The organism is Niallia sp. 03133, from assembly GCF_052663225.1.
This window is the reverse complement of record NZ_JBQTCY010000014.1, coordinates 12,552-31,372: the sequence shown is the minus strand read 5'-3', so window position 1 is coordinate 31,372 and position 18,821 is coordinate 12,552. Positions and strand designations below refer to the sequence as shown.

Here is an 18,821-nt window from a genome sequence, read left to right as displayed (position 1 = left end):
TGGGATGCATGATGCTTTTTTATCGTTAGATTATATATCTTATTTTTCTAAATTAGCAGTATTATTTAATTTACTATTTCTATATCCGTAAGAAATATAAATAACAAGTCCAATCAAGAGCCAAATGCCAAAGCCTTTCCAAGTAAAGGTACTGAGCTGCATCATAAGGTAAACGCAGAAAATAATAGCAAGGCCTGGTATTACAGGAACGAACGGTGTTTTAAAGCCACGTGTTAAGTTTGGCTGTTTTAGCCGCAGTACAATAATGCCTAGTGATACGGCAGAAAATGCAAATAGTGTACCGATATTGGTTAATTCTGCTAATTGATTAAGTGGAACAAAACCTGCAAAGGTGGCAACTAGCGCAGAAGTTATCCAAGTACTTACAATAGGGACTTGACTTTTTGAACTAACTTTTTTCATTGCTGATGGTAAAAGTCCATCTTTACTCATTGCATAGAATAAACGAGTTTGTCCAAACATCATTACCATTAAAACCGTTGTAATTCCAATGATAGCACCTAAAGATACAAAGCCAGCTGCCCAGTTTTGATTAATATAGCTTAAAGCAAATGCAACTGGATCTTTAACATTTAATTGTGTAAAAGGAACAATTCCCGTTAATATCAGGGAGACAATAATATAAAGAACGGTGCATATGGCTAAAGCAGAGATGATCCCAATTGGCAGATTGCGCTGCGGGTTTTTAACTTCTTCTGCAGCAGTTGAAACAGCATCAAATCCAAAATAAGCAAATACAACAACCGCAGCTCCTGAAGCAACGCCTGAAAATCCATAAGGAGTAAATGGAACCCAATTGTCAGGTTTAACATACCACACGCCGACTAAAATAAATAAGAGAACAACGGCAATTTTTATGAATACCATGATGATATTTAATTTAGATGATTCTCGTATGCCGCGGGATAAAACTAAAGTAATAATGAAAACAATAAGAATGGCCGGAACATCAATAAAAGTACCCGCTTCAGGATTATAAGCGCTTGTCATAAATGTTGGGAAATGGATGCCAAAACCAGCTAATAAGCTTTGAAAATATCCAGACCATCCGCTTGCAACCGCAGCAGATGCCAAGCCATATTCAAGTACTAAATCCCATCCTAAAATCCAGGCAATAATTTCACCAAAAGCAACATAGCTATATGTATAAGCACTTCCGGATTCCGGAATCATAGATGCAAATTCAGAATAGCATAGAGATGCAAACGCACAAGCAAGTCCCGCAATAATAAAGGAAAGAATAAGCGCTGGACCTGCATATTTAGCCGCAGCAACACCTGTTAATACAAATATTCCTGTACCTACAATTGCTCCCACACCAAGCATTGTTAAATCAAATGAACCTAATACACGATTTAAAGGAGTGGTTGCATTCGTAGATACAGCTTTTTTACGAAAAATATTCATGTATACCTCCGATGTCATAATTTGTTGAAAAAAATCGAAGCATGTTATAAAAGATAACATAACAGTTATTGTACTAATTTTTATATTGCATGTAAAGAAACAATTTTCCTTATTGTTTGAAAATAAAAAAGCTTTTCGTTTATGACAGTAAGTCGGGATAAAGTACATGTTTTTATAAATTTGGGAGAAAATAGAAGATCCTCTATCATAGGAAAAGCAGTTAGCTTTTTAAGAGAAAAGAAAGTAAAAAAATTCGACACATTCCCCGATATTTAGGGGAAAATGTAATATTTTAACGAAATATCCCTTGTTATTTTTATGTTATTCGTAAATAATGATATTAAAAGGAATATGTTTTTAGGAAAATACATAACAGGCTAAGTTATTTAACAATTGTCAGGAGTCTTTTAAATGGAGTATTTATCTAGATTTATCCTTAACAAGGATTTGAAACGATTATTAATTCTTGTTTTATTTGCATTTATTCTTTTTTCAGTTCAAAGTATGATAAATCTTATTTTATTTACCTTTATATTTTCTTTTTTAATGGATAGGTTTGTTAATATCTTTGCGAAAAGAATTCCAATCAATCGAAATATTATTGTAATGCTTTTATATATATTTGTTATTGGCATTGTAGTGTCAGGAATAAGCTTGTATTTACCGATTATTGTGACAGAAATAACACAGCTGATTAAACAAATCATTGATTTTTATACACAGCCGCATAATAATATTGTCTTTAACTATATTGTGAATATTATAGACAATTACCATATCTCTAGTTATTTGCAACAAGGGGTTGCTTTATTATTACCTTATTTTACAAGCATAGGAAAGATTGGTTTGCAGTTCTTTTTAGCTATTGTGTTGAGTTTGTTTTTTTTATTAGAAAAGGAAAAGTTAAGTGCTTTTTCCAAACGCGTTAGCAAAAGTAAAATTGCTGCAATTTATGAAGAATTTATGTATTTTGGAAGAAAATTTGCGGGAACTTTCGGAAAAGTAATTGAGGCACAATTTATCATTGCGTTGTTTAATAGTACTTTTACGACATTGGCATTATATTTTTTAGGATTTCCACAACTAATTGGCGTTGCTATCATGATTTTTTTTCTTGGACTTATTCCTGTAGCCGGAGTGATTCTTTCCTTAATTCCACTATGCACCATTGCGTATACATTAGGAGGATTTCCACAAGTAATCACAATAGTTATTCTTATTATGGTAATTCATGTGATTGAAGCATATATCCTGAATCCTAAATTGATGTCTTCTAAAACAGATCTCCCAGTATTTTTCACGTTTATTGTTCTGATTTTTTCGGAACATTTTTTCGGAGTCTGGGGACTAATCGTTGGGATACCTATTTTTATCTTTTTATTAGATATCTTAGAAGTGAAAAATGGGGAAAAAAGATTATTAAGAAAAAATAATAAATAAGTGCTGTCCGCAGTGCTTATTTTATTATTTGTCTTAATATTCAATTAAGGATTTTTATGAATCACTCGTTGGTATTGAATAATATAGTAGTCTAGTTGCTCACTTAATTGAATGGTTTCTCTGCTTGCAAGGCCGTTGATTAAACCAACTTCAATTAAATCCTGCCGCAGCTTGTTAATGTAAATTAATAAATTTTCTAAATCATTATTATCTCGTAGGACGGTCATCTTTGTTAACTCCTTGAATGGTAACTACCTTTGGATATTACCAAAATAATGATATAATGGAAAGAATTTTCTTATTTTTTTAAAAAAACTTATTAAAATGAGTCTTTATAACTATGTTATTTTATATAGGCAGTGTGGCTTAACCAAATATTAAGAGTATCGGGTTCTTAAATTCTAAAAGGGAGCATTCCTTTTTTACATTGCAAATCTCCATTTGCACGATAAAACTCAATTTTACTTATATAGAGGAATTTGAAGGAGAAAGACAATGGTCATTGGTTTATTTATTTTTATTATAGGACTTATCCCTATAGTGTTAGCACTAGGAACTTTGCGGTTATTTAATAATTCAAAAATAGCAGTTGCTGTTTTGCTATATATGATACTCATCAGTATTTGGCAGTTTTCCGTTTGTGTTTTATACTTTCCAGGCACGTTATCGAAAGAAACAGCCTTATTATTATTTCGAATGTTTCGAATGGGGCCAACCTATGCAATGTCGGCTATTTTTTATGTAGTGTTAATTATAGTAGAAAGTTATCAAGTACTTCCAACAAAAAAAAATCTTTTTTCTACATTAATTTCCCGGCTGATTACAAAAAAGTTTTTTTATGTGTATGTTGCTTGGAGTACATTTGTTTTTGTGATGAATTGGTCAAAATTTGGAATAAAAAATTTAACTGTATTAACGAACCATGATTGGAACTTGCATTATTATTTTCCTAGCTATGGCTCTTTTAATATCGTCTATTTCATACATGTAAGCAGCTTAATTCCATTCTTGCTTTCTTTCATGATGGTGGCGATTCAAATTCAAAATAAATCAATTAAAAGATTTCTAACATGCTATGCTATGTATTCTTTATTGCTTTTCATTTTTGGATTTCTCAATTTTATCCCAGAAACTGGGGCGATTTTCAGCAGTTTAGGCATTGTCATCTTTTCTATTTTACTTATTTTTGAATTTATAAAAATGAATATAGATAAAACCACCCAATATAATGAGTTATTAAAAAGACAAAAAAAATTAGATTATGCTGGAAGTTTATCTGGAAGTTTAATACATGAAGTGAAAAATAATGTTCAAGTAATAAAAGGCGTTACTAAATTAATAAAAGAGAATATGGATATAGATCCGAAGAATAAAGAACTCCTACAATTAATGGACAAAGCATCACATCAATTAGAAGGAATAGCAGATAATTATTCCCTTTATATAAAACAGGGTGAGCTAGAATTTACCATGCAGGATATAAAACTTGTTTTAGAGGAAGTTTGTGAGATGGTGGGAGAATTAACGAAAAAACAACAGGTTTCTATCCAAGTCAATACAAAAGAAAAAGGGATAAAAGCCTATATAAATAAACCCAATTTGCAGCAGGTTTTTCTCAATCTAATAAAAAACAGCATAGAATCAATTCCACCTGAACGATCCAGTAGAATCATATCCATTCAAATAAAAAAGAAAAATGAACATGTTATCATTTCCTTTCGGGATAGTGGAAAAGGCATTGAAAGTACAAATTTAAATGAAATATTTAATCCCTTTATGACAACAAAACCCTTTGGGATGGGAATGGGACTGGCTTTTGTTCAAAAAATAATTTTTGAGCACAGAGGCGATATTCTGATAAAAGAAAGCAGTATAAATGGAACCCATTTTGAAATTTCTATTCCTCAATACCCATTAAGTGAATAGGATAAAGTAAACTTCCATCAGTGGGGGTTTTTCCTCATCCTCCACTGATGGAAAGCTTGAGTTCCACAGGATGTGGATCACACAAACGAAGACATAAGGAAGTGGCGATCATAGTTTGTGAACCCCTCACTTGGATCTTTACGGGCGAGTTTCAACACCTAGCTTCCTCGATTTTTCGGCATCTTGAGGTGGGGGATAACTGCCCGTTAAGAGTGGGATAAATCAAAAAATCCAATCTTCTTCCTTGCAAGAGATTGGATTTTTTGTTCTTGTCTAGGAAATTATAAACGAAATAGAGTGGTGGATAACTTAGCAGTTTGGTCCGCGTCGAGCTCCGACGTACAGGATGTACTAGTGCCGATGTTGCCACAGGCTCGCAGGATGCGGGTCAATCGACGTTGCAACAGGACGTTGCGTATTTATTAGTCGATTTTCCTCTTTTGCGTAGTTAATCGGCCAGTTTGTACGGCGATGATCAAGGCGATTGCGCTTTTGTTCTATTAAATAAAGATTAAAAGAATACTACAATAAGAATTACTGCTAGAACTATCCGATAAATGGCAAAAGGCAATAATTTAATTTTGTCGATTAATTTCAAGAAGAAGCGAATGGAAATGATCGCAAAAATAAAAGCACTAATAAAGCCTGCAATAAAAAATGGAAGTGTATCCATAGTGATATATTGCCAATTTTTTAATAAAGTAAGAAAGCTTGCTCCAGCCATAATGGGAACAGCCATAATAAATGTAAAATCAGCTGCGGCACGATGGCTTAGTCCCAGCAATACACCTCCAGATATAGTAGATCCAGAACGGGAAAATCCTGGCCATAAAGAGATGCATTGGAAAAGACCAATTAAAAATGCTTGTTTATTGGTTATTTTGTCGACTGTTTCAACAGAAACTCTTCTTCTTTTTTGCGAGAAATCTGCAATAATCATCAAAATGGCGCCGCCAATTAATGCATATACAACAGTTGTCATTCTAAATAAATTTTCATCTATATAATCTTCAAAAAGCACGCCAAGTACTCCAGCAGGAAGCAAGCCGATGAAAATTTGAACAAGGCTTAATTTATGTCCGATAATTTTTTGTCCATTAATATCTTTTTTAAGTCCCAGAAGATTTAAAAAACGGTCTCTAAATAAGATAACAACGGCCAGAATAGAACCTAGCTGAATAACCACTTTAAATGTATTGGCTACTTCAGGTGAAAACAGGTCTTTTGATTTTAATAATAAATCATCCACTATAATCATATGACCTGTGGACGATACTGGTGCAAACTCTGTTAATCCTTCTACTATTCCTAAAATAATAGCGACAATAATATTCCATAAATCGTTCAAGCTATTCACTCCTACTCCCTAATGCTTTTCTATTATTTCATTTTCATGTATATATGTCCTACCATATCATATCAAAAATAGTTTAAAAGAAAAACTCCCAATTTTACCAAAAAGGGGAATGAAAAAACTATTATTATATACTTTCTTTATAACGTTAAAATGAATGGGAAAGTTTCACAAAAAAGAAACTGGCAAAAAGAAGGTTTGGTAAATTGGAAAGAATACTAGTATGATTATAGTATAAAATCAGTAAAAAGGAAGATATGATGAAAAAACAAGGGATTGTCACATTAGGAGATGCTTTTATTGATTATCTCTCAACAAATCCAACGAATAAAGTGTTTGAAAAAAAGCTTGGTGGTGCTTCAGTTAATGTTACTGTTCATTTAAGCCGTTTAGAAATACCAAGTTATTATATAACAAAATTAGGGGAAAATGAGGATAGTCATTTTGTTCAAAAAGAAATGGAAAAAGAGTGTATTCACCTCGATTATAGTGTTCATGCCTCTGAAAAAGAAATATGCGGCGTATATGTCCATTTAGATGAAAAAGGGGAGCGGAATTTTCATTCTTACATAAATAACACACCCGACGATGTGTTAGAAGAAAAAGATATAGTGAAAGAAGCATTTCAGCATAAAAAAATTTTTTATTTTGGATCAGGTACCCTCTTTCATCCCAAAGCGCGAAAAGCGACGGAAAAAGCGGTGCGATTGGCAAAAGATAATAATCTCATTATTAGTTTCGATGCAAATATACGGTTATCAAGATGGAAAAGTGAGCAAGAGTGCAAAAAAACGATCAAACAATTTCTCCATGCAATAGATGTTTTTAAATTGTCAGAAGAAGAATTATTATTTTTATTTGAAACATCGACTGTTGAAGAAGGAATAAAAAGGCTGAAGCAATATCGTATTCCTGTTGTTTTCATTACAATGGGAGAAAAAGGAGCATACGGAATGCTTTTTCAAACAGCTGTAAAAGTAAGCAGCAATCCTATCGAAGCAAAAGATACTAATGGAGCTGGTGATGCTTTTATGGCAGCCATTCTTTATCGAATTTATAAAGAGGGAATGCCAGCTTCTTTGGAAGTTTTAAAAGGTTACGTACAATCAGGCTGTATACTTGGTGCAATGGTCGCAGCAAAAATGGGGGCTCTGCCTTTAATTGGAAATTATAAAAGCATTCTTGCATCCCATCCAAAATAATAAAGTTATACAAAAATCCATCTGCTAATCTCAGCAGGTGGATTAATTTTGTGTCTTATTATTTATGTCCATGCAGCTTAAAAGGAAATATCAATACATACAACTTCATCATTAGCGGTTATTGGAAAAAAATAGTGATGCATGGGTGTTTTGTGATTGGTTTAAGGAGTTGGCGGCAAGCTTCATTTGTTTTACTACAACGTTTAATTGATCTACGGCAATTTGTATTTGCCCATTCATTTCTTGTGCTTCTTTATCATTTTCTTGGATGGCTGCGTTTTTTGCGCTTCTCTTTATTTCCATATAGACATACTTTCTCCCCTAATGTCATTATTTCTGTCATTTATTCATGTTTTTGATTTTTTTAATCGATTTTTTTCGTAAAACTAATGATTAATGTAAGTTTTTGTATCATAATGAATAAAAAGCATTATTTGGAGATAAGAAACAGCAAGGAGTGAAGTTCGATTATGGCAAAAGTATTAGTATCTTTAAGTGAAGTATTTGTAGCTGAAAACAAAAAAATAAAGGAGGAATTAGAATTGTTAGGCGCTGATGTGCGTTCTATTGTAACAAAAAAAGCATCATTATTAGATTATGTCCATGACGCAGAAGTTATTATAACAGGTGTGGAGAAGATTGACAGAACTATTATGGATGCTGCACCAAATTTGAAGTATATATCAAAGTTCGGAACAGGTGTGGATAGTATTGATTTAGAAGAAGCGGCAAAGCGGAAGATTACAGTCACAAATACACCAGGACAAAATGCTTCCTCAGTAGCAGATTTAGCGTTTGGTTTATTATTAAGTATTTCCAGAAATTTGGCGAAATCTAATGAGATAGTTAAAAACGGAGGCTGGAAATTGTTAATGGGAAATGATGTTGAGGGGAAAAGGCTTGGCATTATCGGATTTGGAGAAATTGGCAAAAAAGTCGCGAAACGAGCAACAGGCTTTGATATGGACATTGTTGCATATGGAAATTACAAGGACGAAGAGACAGCCGAAAAACTTGGCGTACATTTTATTGATTTAGATGAGCTGCTCGCCACATCTGATTATGTTGTTATTTGCACAAATCTAAAAGAATCCACGTATCATTTAATTAATAAACAAAAACTAGCTCTCATGAAAAAAAGTGCTTATTTAATTAATATATCAAGGGGAGATTTAATTGATGAATCAGCCCTTATACAATGTTTAAAAGAAAATCATATAAAGGGTGCAGCACTTGATGTGTTTAGTCAAGAACCTCCTAATTTGGAACTGGCACAGCTTGAAAATGTTATTTGTTCTAGCCATATTGGTGGTGCAACAGACGAATGTTCAGAAAGAATTGGAGAGACTATTATTGAAAATATACAAAATTATATAAAAAAACAGCCTTTGACACATGTTGTAGTGTAAAAAACTGTCCGTTTAAACAATAATAAATATTCCACTATTAAATTTTTTCTGAAAATGGCTATTTTACTATAATAATTTGCTGAGAATTGTCGATAAAAAAGATATCACTAGTTTTAAAGGAGTAATTTTCATGAAAATAAAGATGAAAAGAATAGAGAAAAAGAAGGGAGGAAGGAAAAAAAAACAAAAAAATAAATACATATTCTTGAAACATAAAGCAGGAAATAAAAAACAATCGATGAGAAAGAAGCTTATTTTATCTTTTCTAGCCATTCTATTCATTCCAAGCATTATCATAGGTTCAACATCTTATATTAGTGCAAAACAAAAAATCAAAAAAAATTTGATTATTTCTGCACATCAAAATGTCGCGAATATCCATGATGAGATAAGAAAAATCACCGATAAAAAAGGACAAGATGCAACGTTCCTTGCCAATAATATAAATGGATCGATGTTGGATGGCGATAGAAATGAAATTAGTAGAATGTTCACACAATATTTAGGTCAGAATCAGGACGTCTCGAATGTTTATTATGCGCGAGAAGACGGGGAAATGTTTTTGAATGCAAACCAAGAAATCCCGCAGGACTTGGAACCAATGACACAAGAATGGTACCAAGAAGCAATGGATGCTGATGGCAATATAGTGATGCTTCAGCCTAGAGAAGATGGAAGAACTGGTAATTCCATTGTAACATTTGCAAAATCTACATACGATAAAAAAGGTGTTATTGGCATTGATTTGAAAATCAGTGCTTTAAAAGATATGATTCGAGGCAGCAAGATCGGTGAAAAAGGTTATTTAATGTTATTGGATAAGAATAAAAACTTTATCTATCATCCAAAATTCACTTCAGGTTACAAACCGACAGGGAATCCCGGGTGGCTAAATGAAATTTACAGGAATAAAAATGGTGAATATAACTATAGAGAAGATAAGAATAAACTGATAATGGTTTATGAATCGGATGAAAAAACAGGCTGGAAAATCTCCGGAGTTATGTATAATTCGGAAATATTACAGGCATCTTCGAGTATTTTTAATATTACGGCCATTGTATTAGCAGCGTCTATCCTATTGGGTGGTGTACTTGTCATTTTTATTATTAAGTCTATTATTTCACCATTAAAAAAATTAACAAACAGTGCTAACCGCATAAGCAGTGGTGATTTAACGGAGGACATTAATGTCGAATCAAACGACGAAATTGGACAGCTTTCGAAAGGTTTTGCAGAAATGCAGTCATATCTCCGTCAAATTGTCGAGCAATTAAATAAGGCAATGGAGCAGGTAACTGCATCATCAGAACAATTAATGGCAAGTGCGGAGCAAACCTCGGCAGCATCTGATCAAGTAAGTATATCGGTTCAGCAGATTGCTTTCGATGCAGAAAATATTACAACAAAAATAGAGAATAATAACCATTCATTGGAAGAAGTACTGCAAGGAATTCAACAAATAGCGGAGCGGTCTGCAACAGTATCTTCCTTATCAAAAGAAACTTCACAGGTGGCAGAGGAAGGTGGATTATTTGTTGAAAAAAACTTAACACAAATGAAATTTATCCATCATTCTGTAAAACAATCAAATGAAGTAATTGATTTATTACACCATCGTTCCAATGAAATTGGCAAAATAATTGACGTAATTGGCTCCATAGCAGATCAAACCAATTTATTAGCATTAAACGCAGCGATTGAATCGGCAAGAGCAGGAGAACATGGAAAAGGCTTCTCCGTTGTTGCAAACGAAGTAAGAAAGTTGGCTGAAAAGTCACAGGAATCTGCAAAACATATTGCTTCACTTATTAGAGAAATACAGAAGGATGCGGAGCACTCAGTCAGCATTATGGGGGAAGTATCGAAAAATGCAGAAGATGGGGTGGAAATATCAAAAGAGACTTCTGATAAATTTGAACAGATTATTAGAAGTACAAGAGAAATGAATCCACAAATTGAAGAAGTGTCTGCAACTGTTCAAGAAATGTCTGCAGGTCTTCACGAAGTAACATCATCTGCGAGCGATATATCTTCTATCGCTGGACAAAATGCAAATGGAGCAGAAGAAGTAGCAGCTGCTTCTGAAGAACAGCTCGCTTCGATGGAAGAAATAACAGCATCCGCAAAAGCTTTAACATTGATGGCAGAAGAATTATTAGTTGTTGTAAACAAATTTAGAATTTAAGCAGTATAACGAATAGGGTGCAACAGGATGATAAAGTGACTAATAGATTGAAAGACCCACTGCAGGTCTATTCAATCTATTTTTTTATGCAAAAATCCTTTCGAATATAAAGAAACTTATTTAATAATGGTGGCAGTGTCCTTTGTTTGAAATATATTTTAAAAGAATATATAATTAGGTTGCCTACCTAAATAAAAAGGAGAGAATTAAATTGGCTGATTTAGCACATCAATTAGTACAGTCATTTAGACAATTTCAAAAGCTGATTCATATGAATCGGACTATTTATGGTTTTAAAAGAAGTGAGATGATGATGTTATTTGTAATCCACCGCAGAAACGAGCAAGGTGAAAAAGCAATCACTGTATCAGAAATAAGCTCCATTTTACAAATCACCTCTCCTTCTGTAACACAAGTAATTAATGTGTTAGAAAGGGATGGGTATGTAGAAAGAATCAATGATGAAAAAGATGGCAGAATTGTTCGGATTGTCCTAACTGAAAAGGGAAAATCTGTTACAAAAGAAATTCATAAAAAAATAGAAGAAAAGTATATGAAGCTGGTTGAACATCTTGGAGAAGAAAAAAGCAAATTATTAATAAGCTTATTGGAAGAAGTGAATGTCTTTTTTTTAACAGATAAACCAGATGGAGAAAAATAATAAGATAAGAAAAAAATAGACAGGAGTATTCGAGGATGAGCAAGCTATTACGAGAAGTAGGCAAATATCGGATTGGTATTTTTATTGTGCTTGGATTTACTATTTTCAGAGCTTTTTCAGAGCTGTATTTGCCAAATATTATGTCCGATATTGTGGATGTCGGCATTGTGCAAAATAATAAAACCTATATGCTTCAATTAGGCGGATGGATGCTGCTGGTAGCTGCATTCGGCACGTTATGTTCAGTCTTTACCAGCTATTATTCGGCAAAAATAGCTGCTGGATTTGGCAGAGACATCAGGACAAAAATGTTTCAGAAGGTCGAAAGCTTTGGGGTGGAAGAAGTAAATTATATAGGAACTTCTTCCTTAATAAATAGAACAACAAATGATATAAACCAAGTGCAGCAGGTTACCATCATGATGCTCCGAATGGTTATATTCGCACCAATGATGTGTATTGGCGGAATTATAATGGCTGTTTCCAAAAATGCTGTATTATCTTTTATTTTTGTTGTAGCAATACCTGTGCTTGCACTCGTTATTTTTCTGATCATAAAAAAAGGAATTCCATTATTTAAAGTATTGCAGAAAAAACTGGATCAATTAAACAGCGTGTTTAGAGAAAATTTAACGGGAATGCGTGTTATCCGTTCTTTTAATAAAGAGAAGTTTGAGCAAGAGCGTTTTTACCATGCAAATAAAGATTTAACAGAAACAGCAATTCGAGTGAATAAAATCATGGCGGTGACCATGCCGATTATGATGGTTGTTTTAAATATTTCAACCGTTGCAATTGTTTGGTTTGGAGGAATTCAAGTAGAGGAAGGCACCATGCAAGTTGGGGATATTATGGCTTTTATTCAATATGGAATGCAAATAATGTTTTCCTTAATGATGGTAAGCATGGTTTTTGTGATGATGCCAAGAGCATCAGCTTCTGCAGATAGAATAAATGAAGTGCTGGAAATGCCTGTAAGCATAAAAGATTCCAAAGAAGCAAAGCAGAAAAAGCCCATAAGTGGAGAGGTTGAATTCCGAAATGTCGATTTCTCTTATCCTGGAGCAGAAAAACCAGTGCTGCAAAATGTAACTTTTCGGATAAAAGCAGGAGAGACAACAGCTATTATTGGCGGAACAGGTTCTGGCAAGTCTACCATCTTACATTTAATCACGAGATTTTATGATGCGAACAGCGGAGAAATAGTAATAGATGGTATGGATATTAAGGAGTATCCGCAAAGTGACCTAAGAAATGAGATTGGCTATGTGCCACAAAGGGCTGTTCTTTTTTCTGGAACAATTGCAGAAAATATACGCTTCGGCAAGGAAAATGCATCCGAGCAGGAGATAGAAACAGCTTTAGAAATTTCTCAAGCAAAGGAATTTGTGGAGAAAATGGATAAAGGGATTCATGCTCCTATTTCACAAGGCGGGACAAATATTTCAGGCGGTCAAAAGCAGCGCTTATCCATTGCTAGAGCACTAGTAAGAAAACCTATGTTGTCTCTTTTTGATGATAGTTTCTCAGCATTGGATTACAAAACAGATGCTGCATTAAGGAAAGCATTAAAGCAGAATATGGAAAATAAAACAATAGTTATTGTTGCCCAAAGGGTTGGTACGATAAAAGATGCCAATCAGATCATTGTGCTTGATGATGGTAAAGTAGCAGGGACCGGCACCCATCAGGAACTTGTAGATTCTTGTGAAGTATATAAAGAAATTGTCTACTCGCAAGGTGTAATGGAGGAGAGAGTATGAGCAGCAGCATAAGAAATAAAGGAAACTCAGGCTTCCCTTCAAGAGGACATGGCGGACCGATGCATTTGCAGATGCCTGTACAAAAAGCAAAAGATGCAAAAGGAACATTAAAAAGGCTGTCCGTTTATTTAGGAAATTATAAAATGCAGCTTTTATTTGTATTATTGTCAGCTATTATGAGTACAGTTTTTTCTATTTTAAGTCCGAAAATACTGGCAAAAGCAATTGATCATCTATTTGAAGGACTTGTAGGTAAGATTAAAGGAGTGCCAGGAGCTTCAATAGATTTCTATATTATTGGAAAAATATTGCTGGTTTTAATTGCATTATATGCAATAAGTGCAGTATTTACCTATATTCAACAAATTATCATGGTAAGCATTTCGCAAAAAACCATTTTTGAAATGCGGGAGGATGTTCAAAAGAAATTAGAAAAAATGCCATTAAAATATTTTGACCAAACACCACATGGAGAAACATTAAGCAGAGCAATCAACGATATTGATAATATAAATAATACATTGCAGCAAAGTGTAACCCAGTTGATTACTTCGATTGTAACATTTATTGGAGTCATAGTTATGATGTTAACAATAAGTCCAATTCTTGCATTGATTTGTTTTTTAACAATCCCATTAAGCATATTTGTGACAATTAAAATTGCGAAAAGTTCACAGGTCCAGTTTAAAAATCAGCAAACAACACTTGGAAAAATAAATGGGCATGTGGAAGAAATATTTACTGGACACACTATTGTTAAAGCATTTGGACATGAACAAAAAGCAATCGAAAAATTCAACAGCATTAATAGCAATCTATATGAATCAAGCTGGCGCTCTCAATTTGTCTCAGGACTAATTATGCCGCTGATGACTTTTATTAATAATCTAGGATATGTTTTTGTGGTGGTTGTTGGTGCGATATTTGCATCTGCCGGCAGAATAACAGTGGGAGATGTGCAAGCATTTATTCAGTATTCACGCCAATTTTCCCAGCCAATTACTCAGCTCTCCAATATATCGAATGTAATTCAATCCACATTAGCATCAGCAGAAAGAGTATTTGAGCTGTTGGATCAAGAAGAAGAAGCAGCTGCCGTACTAGATGAAAAAACAATTGCCTACCCTAATGGAGCGGTTCGATTTGATTTAGTGAATTTCTGTTATAAACAAGAAGAAGAGCTAATCAAAGATCTATCCATTAGCATTAAATCAGGACAAAAAGTTGCTATTGTTGGTCCAACTGGGGCAGGAAAAACAACGCTGGTGAATTTATTGATGCGTTTTTATGAAATTGACAGCGGTTCGATTTCCATTGATGGCATCGATATACGAGAAATGAGCAGAGGCAGTCTTCGAAGTTTGTTCGGTATGGTTTTGCAAGATACCTGGTTATTTAAAGGGACAATACGTGATAATATTGCCTATGGAAAACAAAGAGCAACAAAAGAAGAAATTGTGCAGGCAGCAGTGTCCGCTAATGCTGATCATTTTATTCGAACCCTGCCAAACGGCTATGATACCTTGATTAATGAAGAAGGTACTAATATTTCTCAAGGGCAGAAACAATTACTTACGATTGCTAGAGCCATATTGGCAGATCCAGTGTTATTAATTCTTGATGAAGCAACAAGCAGTGTTGATACACGGACAGAATCGCAAATTCAGGCAGCCATGGCTGCATTGATGAAAGATCGAACAAGTTTTGTTATTGCCCATCGCCTTTCTACTATTAAAGATGCAGATATTATTTTAGTAATGAAGAATGGTACAGTAATCGAACAGGGGAATCATGAACAACTGGTAAAACAACATGGATTTTATGCAGATTTGTACAATAGTCAGTTTTCGGAGGCAGCAGTTAATTAAAGAGTGGCATTTGCCACTCTTTTGTTTTTGAAATAAATGTGAATTTACCTGACATATATTTGTTAGGTAAAGAAGGTTTCATGGTTTTTTTATGTGGAATAAAAACAAAGTGTAGCAATTATTATTTTGGAGAAAATAACTTTGACAAAAGATTATTTTGTATATTATGATAGCGATTGTCTATAAAACTCATCGGAATTTGGAGGAATTCATATGAAAAAAATTAATATATTGACTGTGTTGATTTTGAGCTTATCGCTTGTTTTGGCAGCTTGCGGTACTAATAAAGATTCAGATAAGTCAAGTTCGAACAATACTAATCAAGATTTATTGGAAAACATCAAAAGCAGTGGCAAAATAGTTGTTGGGACGGAAGGCACATATCCACCTTTTTCTTTTCATGAAAAAAATGGAGATCTAACTGGTTTTGATGTAGAAATAGCACAAGAAGTGGCAAAAAGAATGGGAGTAAAAGCAGAATTTAAAGAAACGCAATGGGATGCGCTGTTTGCAGGGTTAGATGCAAAACGTTTTGATATGATTGCAAACCAAGTAGGAATCAACGATGAAAGAAAGGAAAAATATTCTTTCTCTGAACCATATATCTCCTCGTCAGCTGTATTAATCACAAGAAATGATTCAAAAGTAAAAAGCTTTGATGACATCAAAGGGTTAAAATCGGCGCAGTCATTAACAAGCAATTATGGAAAAATGGCTAAAAACTATGGTGCAGAACTGATTAGTGTGGATGGCTTTAACCAAGCGGTGGAATTATTAAATTCCAAAAGAGTAGATGTGACCATCAATGATAAACTGTCCTATTTGGATTATAAAAAACAAAAACCAAATGCTAAAATCAAAATTGCAGATACAGCAGATGATGTTGCACAAAGCGGATTAATGTTCAGACAAAACAATGACACATTGGTTGAGGCTGTTAATAAAGCATTAAAAGAAATGATTGATGATGGTACGTATACAAAAATCTCTGAAAAATGGTTCGGTGAAGATGTACTTAAGTAATATATTTACAGATCCTGAACAGCTTCAAAGATATATGGACATAGCCCAAAGTTCCCTTCTGCCATTGCTGAAGGGAGCCGTTTTTTATACGATACCATTATCCATTATTGCATTTATCATTGGTTTAATTTTAGCTGTATTTACCGCCCTTGCGAGAATATCGACTGTTAAATTACTGCAAATCATAGCGAGAATTTATGTATCTATTTTTAGAGGAACTCCTTTATTAGTGCAGTTATTTATTATTTTTTATGGTTTGCCTAATTTAAACATTATTATTGATCCATTTCCAGCAGCTGTTATCGGGTTTTCTTTAAGTGTTGGCGCATACGGCTCCGAAATTGTTCGTGCCGCTATTATCAGCATTCCGAAAGGACAGTGGGAAGCTGGCTATTCCATTGGCATGAGCTATGGACAAAATTTAAGAAGAATTATTTTGCCGCAGGCTGCAAGAGTTTCATTGCCGCCATTATCGAATACATTTATAAGCTTAATCAAAGATACATCTCTAGCATCACTTATTTTAGTAACAGAAATGTTTCGTGCAGCACAGCAGATTGCCAGCACCAATTATGAATTTTTACTATTGTATTCAGAGGTAGCCCTTATCTATTGGATAATTTGTTTTCCACTTTCACTTATTCAGCAGCATATCGAGGAGCGTTTAAGCAGGCATTTACTTAGATAGTATAAAAGAAATCTTTATCCCACTCTTAACGGGCAGCAAGACCCCAATGTAATCAAGTTTAACTTCAATATATTGGAAATCGAATAAAAAGTGGGAGTATGCGTTAGGTTTTCCGAGGCTTACCGCTCGCTTTCCATGGGGCGAGCGGACGCCTCTCCAAACGAACAATTTTTATATTAATACAATTTATGGAATCTTAAGTTGATGACATTGAGCAAGACCCCCACTGATGGAAAGGTTCACTTTATATGACTGGATGCTTTATGGAAAGGGGCAGGAAAATGATTTCAATTAATGGATTATCGAAGCATTTTGGTAAATTAGAGGTATTAAAAGATATCAATTTACATGTGGAAAAAGGGAAAGTAATTGTTGTTGTTGGTCCTTCTGGTTCAGGGAAAACAACCTTGCTTCGCTGTTTAAACCTATTGGAAATACCAACAAATGGAGAATTGTTGATCAAAGATCAAAAAGTTGATTTTTCTAATCAAGTAACAAAAAAACAGATTACCTCTTTTCGCAAATTAACCGGTATGGTTTTTCAAAACTATAATTTATTTCCACACAAAACTGCATTGGAAAATGTGATGGAAGGGCCGGTAACGGTAAAAAGAGAAGACAAGTTGACTTCTAAAAGAAAAGCAGAGCAGCTGCTTGCCAAAGTAGGCATGGCAGATAAAGTTGATTTTTATCCTTATCAGCTTTCGGGCGGACAGCAGCAGCGGGTTGGAATTGCTAGAGCATTAGCGATGGAGCCGGAAGTAATGTTGTTTGATGAACCAACCTCCGCCCTGGACCCAGAATTAGTCGGAGAAGTATTAAAAGTAATGAAAGAAGTTGCAACTGAGGGCATGACAATGATCATTGTGACACATGAAATGAAGTTTGCACAAGAAGTGGCAGATGAAGTAATTTTTATGGACGGCGGTTATATTGTGGAAAAAGGCGATCCTGGAACAATATTTACTGTACCAAAAGAAGAAAGAACAAAAAGATTTTTGCAGCTAATTCAATAAAAAAAAAGAGGCTGTTAGTCATTCTTTAGGGGGAATGTTTCTAACGCCTCTTCAACAAAAGGGGGAATTACACTTTGTAATAACATTGTGTTCCCTTTTTTCATTTTTTATACATATAAAATTATTTTTATTAGAATTTTTTCTGGTGAGACAAGAAGAATTTTTCTTATTCCCCACGAATCTTTTCATGGATTATTTCATCTTCCAATAAGTTTAAAAAAGCAAGTGTAATGCCAGCAGCTAATGCTGCAATTGTATAAACAGAAATTCCAGTTGCAAGGAAGCAGCAAAACGTACTGATAAATGTCCAGAGCATACAATACTGTACAGCAGACAGCTTAAAGGTTTTTTCCATGAAGGTACCTTCTTTCTAAAAAAATAAAAAACTGCTTTTGCCAGTAAAATTCATTCCAAAGAAAAGTTTCGCTTTATCTATCGTTAACATATGCTTGAACATAAAAAATTAGAAGACCATTGTCGCTAAGCGGGCACCTTTTGCTTTTCGTTTTTTTTTTTGCCCTTTTTTTAATAAAAGAGGATAAGCCCTCACTTTTTCTTGTTAAAAACATATCTTTAAAGTATAAAGGATAGCTTGTATTATCTTCCCAGAAGCTAATAACAATGCTTTCCCTTTATACCGTAACCCCATAACCTCCTCTCATTTAAGACATAGTAGCGATACTATGTCTCTTTTTTAATTCTTCCATATATGGTCCTGTTTTTTAGAATCTAAAAAAAATAATAAATAATGGTTAAAACTTCAAAAAATTAAAATCATGCCGATAGAACTAATATATAGGTATGTTTGAATAGTTTTTATAAAAAAATAGGTAAAATATCCTAAAAAATAAAAAG

16 protein-coding genes are annotated in these 18,821 nt (G+C 33.9%); 11 read left to right on the top strand and 5 right to left on the bottom strand.

Going from position 1 to position 18,821, the window contains the following annotated elements:
• Window positions 1-39 precede the first annotated feature (39 nt).
• The gene (locus tag ACTYBU_RS18175; protein ID WP_445491892.1) at window positions 40-1,428 is read right to left on the bottom strand and encodes an amino acid permease; all 1,389 of its coding nucleotides are present in this window, start codon (window positions 1,426-1,428) and stop codon (window positions 40-42) included.
• A 411-nt stretch (window positions 1,429-1,839) separates the two neighbouring features.
• On the opposite strand from ACTYBU_RS18175, the gene ACTYBU_RS18170 reads away from it, so the two are divergent.
• Complete coding sequence (locus ACTYBU_RS18170; protein WP_445491890.1) at window positions 1,840-2,868, top strand: AI-2E family transporter; 1,029 nt, start codon at window positions 1,840-1,842, stop codon at window positions 2,866-2,868.
• Between the two features lie 44 nt (window positions 2,869-2,912).
• Here ACTYBU_RS18170 and ACTYBU_RS18165 read toward each other — a convergent pair whose 3' ends face one another.
• Window positions 2,913-3,095, bottom strand: coding sequence for a Spo0E family sporulation regulatory protein-aspartic acid phosphatase (locus tag ACTYBU_RS18165; protein WP_445491888.1), 183 nt, complete (start codon window positions 3,093-3,095; stop codon window positions 2,913-2,915).
• Between the two features lie 268 nt (window positions 3,096-3,363).
• Between ACTYBU_RS18165 and ACTYBU_RS18160 the strand changes: the two genes are divergently transcribed.
• Window positions 3,364-4,794, top strand: coding sequence for an ATP-binding protein (locus tag ACTYBU_RS18160; RefSeq protein ID WP_445491886.1), 1,431 nt, complete (start codon window positions 3,364-3,366; stop codon window positions 4,792-4,794).
• A gap of 511 nt (window positions 4,795-5,305) precedes the next feature.
• Here the strand turns inward: ACTYBU_RS18160 and ACTYBU_RS18155 are convergent.
• Window positions 5,306-6,142 (bottom strand): undecaprenyl-diphosphate phosphatase, encoded by an 837-nt coding sequence (locus ACTYBU_RS18155; protein WP_445491885.1) that lies wholly within the window; start codon window positions 6,140-6,142, stop codon window positions 5,306-5,308.
• Between the two features lie 263 nt (window positions 6,143-6,405).
• On the opposite strand from ACTYBU_RS18155, the gene ACTYBU_RS18150 reads away from it, so the two are divergent.
• Complete coding sequence (locus ACTYBU_RS18150; RefSeq protein WP_445491883.1) at window positions 6,406-7,350, top strand: carbohydrate kinase family protein; 945 nt, start codon at window positions 6,406-6,408, stop codon at window positions 7,348-7,350.
• 111 nt (window positions 7,351-7,461) lie between these two features.
• Here the strand turns inward: ACTYBU_RS18150 and ACTYBU_RS18145 are convergent, their stop codons facing one another.
• Entirely contained in the window at window positions 7,462-7,653 is a 192-nt protein-coding gene (locus ACTYBU_RS18145) for a hypothetical protein (RefSeq protein ID WP_445491881.1), read from the bottom strand.
• 167 nt (window positions 7,654-7,820) lie between these two features.
• On the opposite strand from ACTYBU_RS18145, the gene ACTYBU_RS18140 reads away from it, so the two are divergent.
• From ACTYBU_RS18140 to ACTYBU_RS18105, 8 genes are all read left to right on the top strand, one after another.
• Window positions 7,821-8,759 (top strand): phosphoglycerate dehydrogenase, encoded by a 939-nt coding sequence (locus ACTYBU_RS18140; RefSeq protein ID WP_445491879.1) that lies wholly within the window; start codon window positions 7,821-7,823, stop codon window positions 8,757-8,759.
• A 130-nt stretch (window positions 8,760-8,889) separates the two neighbouring features.
• Window positions 8,890-10,947 (top strand): methyl-accepting chemotaxis protein, encoded by a 2,058-nt coding sequence (locus ACTYBU_RS18135; protein ID WP_445491877.1) that lies wholly within the window; start codon window positions 8,890-8,892, stop codon window positions 10,945-10,947.
• Window positions 10,948-11,158: 211 nt separating this feature from the next.
• Window positions 11,159-11,608 (top strand): MarR family winged helix-turn-helix transcriptional regulator, encoded by a 450-nt coding sequence (locus ACTYBU_RS18130; RefSeq protein WP_445491875.1) that lies wholly within the window; start codon window positions 11,159-11,161, stop codon window positions 11,606-11,608.
• Between the two features lie 35 nt (window positions 11,609-11,643).
• Window positions 11,644-13,371: an ABC transporter ATP-binding protein gene (locus ACTYBU_RS18125; RefSeq protein WP_445491873.1), complete on the top strand. Its 1,728-nt coding sequence runs from the start codon at window positions 11,644-11,646 to the stop codon at window positions 13,369-13,371.
• Complete coding sequence (locus tag ACTYBU_RS18120) at window positions 13,368-15,239, top strand: ABC transporter ATP-binding protein (protein WP_445491871.1); 1,872 nt, start codon at window positions 13,368-13,370, stop codon at window positions 15,237-15,239. The genes ACTYBU_RS18125 and ACTYBU_RS18120 overlap by 4 nt, the downstream gene beginning before the upstream one ends.
• A 213-nt stretch (window positions 15,240-15,452) precedes the next feature.
• The gene (locus tag ACTYBU_RS18115) at window positions 15,453-16,262 is read left to right on the top strand and encodes an amino acid ABC transporter substrate-binding protein (RefSeq protein ID WP_445491869.1); all 810 of its coding nucleotides are present in this window, start codon (window positions 15,453-15,455) and stop codon (window positions 16,260-16,262) included.
• Window positions 16,249-16,950: an amino acid ABC transporter permease gene (locus ACTYBU_RS18110; RefSeq protein WP_445491867.1), complete on the top strand. Its 702-nt coding sequence runs from the start codon at window positions 16,249-16,251 to the stop codon at window positions 16,948-16,950. The genes ACTYBU_RS18115 and ACTYBU_RS18110 overlap by 14 nt, the downstream gene beginning before the upstream one ends.
• 281 nt (window positions 16,951-17,231) lie before the next feature.
• Window positions 17,232-17,966 carry an amino acid ABC transporter ATP-binding protein gene (locus tag ACTYBU_RS18105; RefSeq protein ID WP_445491865.1) on the top strand — a complete coding sequence of 245 codons (735 nt, stop codon included), beginning with the start codon at window positions 17,232-17,234 and terminating at the stop codon, window positions 17,964-17,966.
• A gap of 166 nt (window positions 17,967-18,132) precedes the next feature.
• Here ACTYBU_RS18105 and ACTYBU_RS18100 read toward each other — a convergent pair whose 3' ends face one another.
• Window positions 18,133-18,321: a hypothetical protein gene (locus ACTYBU_RS18100; RefSeq protein ID WP_445491864.1), complete on the bottom strand. Its 189-nt coding sequence runs from the start codon at window positions 18,319-18,321 to the stop codon at window positions 18,133-18,135.
• Window positions 18,322-18,821: the final 500 nt, after the last annotated feature.

Excerpts from the sequence above, each read along its gene's own strand:
- ACTYBU_RS18135 (WP_445491877.1), top strand. The coding sequence starts at position 8,890 with ATGAAAATAAAGATGAAAAGAATAGAGAAAAAGAAGGGAGGAAGGAAA.
- ACTYBU_RS18100 (WP_445491864.1), bottom strand. The coding sequence starts at position 18,321 with ATGGAAAAAACCTTTAAGCTGTCTGCTGTACAGTATTGTATGCTCTGG.
- ACTYBU_RS18125 (WP_445491873.1), top strand. The coding sequence starts at position 11,644 with ATGAGCAAGCTATTACGAGAAGTAGGCAAATATCGGATTGGTATTTTT.
- ACTYBU_RS18160 (WP_445491886.1), top strand. The coding sequence starts at position 3,364 with ATGGTCATTGGTTTATTTATTTTTATTATAGGACTTATCCCTATAGTG.
- ACTYBU_RS18140 (WP_445491879.1), top strand. The coding sequence starts at position 7,821 with ATGGCAAAAGTATTAGTATCTTTAAGTGAAGTATTTGTAGCTGAAAAC.
- ACTYBU_RS18150 (WP_445491883.1), top strand. The coding sequence starts at position 6,406 with ATGATGAAAAAACAAGGGATTGTCACATTAGGAGATGCTTTTATTGAT.
- ACTYBU_RS18170 (WP_445491890.1), top strand. The coding sequence starts at position 1,840 with ATGGAGTATTTATCTAGATTTATCCTTAACAAGGATTTGAAACGATTA.
- ACTYBU_RS18120 (WP_445491871.1), top strand. The coding sequence starts at position 13,368 with ATGAGCAGCAGCATAAGAAATAAAGGAAACTCAGGCTTCCCTTCAAGA.
- ACTYBU_RS18110 (WP_445491867.1), top strand. The coding sequence starts at position 16,249 with ATGTACTTAAGTAATATATTTACAGATCCTGAACAGCTTCAAAGATAT.
- ACTYBU_RS18105 (WP_445491865.1), top strand. The coding sequence starts at position 17,232 with ATGATTTCAATTAATGGATTATCGAAGCATTTTGGTAAATTAGAGGTA.
- ACTYBU_RS18145 (WP_445491881.1), bottom strand. The coding sequence starts at position 7,653 with ATGGAAATAAAGAGAAGCGCAAAAAACGCAGCCATCCAAGAAAATGAT.
- ACTYBU_RS18165 (WP_445491888.1), bottom strand. The coding sequence starts at position 3,095 with ATGACCGTCCTACGAGATAATAATGATTTAGAAAATTTATTAATTTAC.
- ACTYBU_RS18175 (WP_445491892.1), bottom strand. The coding sequence starts at position 1,428 with ATGAATATTTTTCGTAAAAAAGCTGTATCTACGAATGCAACCACTCCT.
- ACTYBU_RS18115 (WP_445491869.1), top strand. The coding sequence starts at position 15,453 with ATGAAAAAAATTAATATATTGACTGTGTTGATTTTGAGCTTATCGCTT.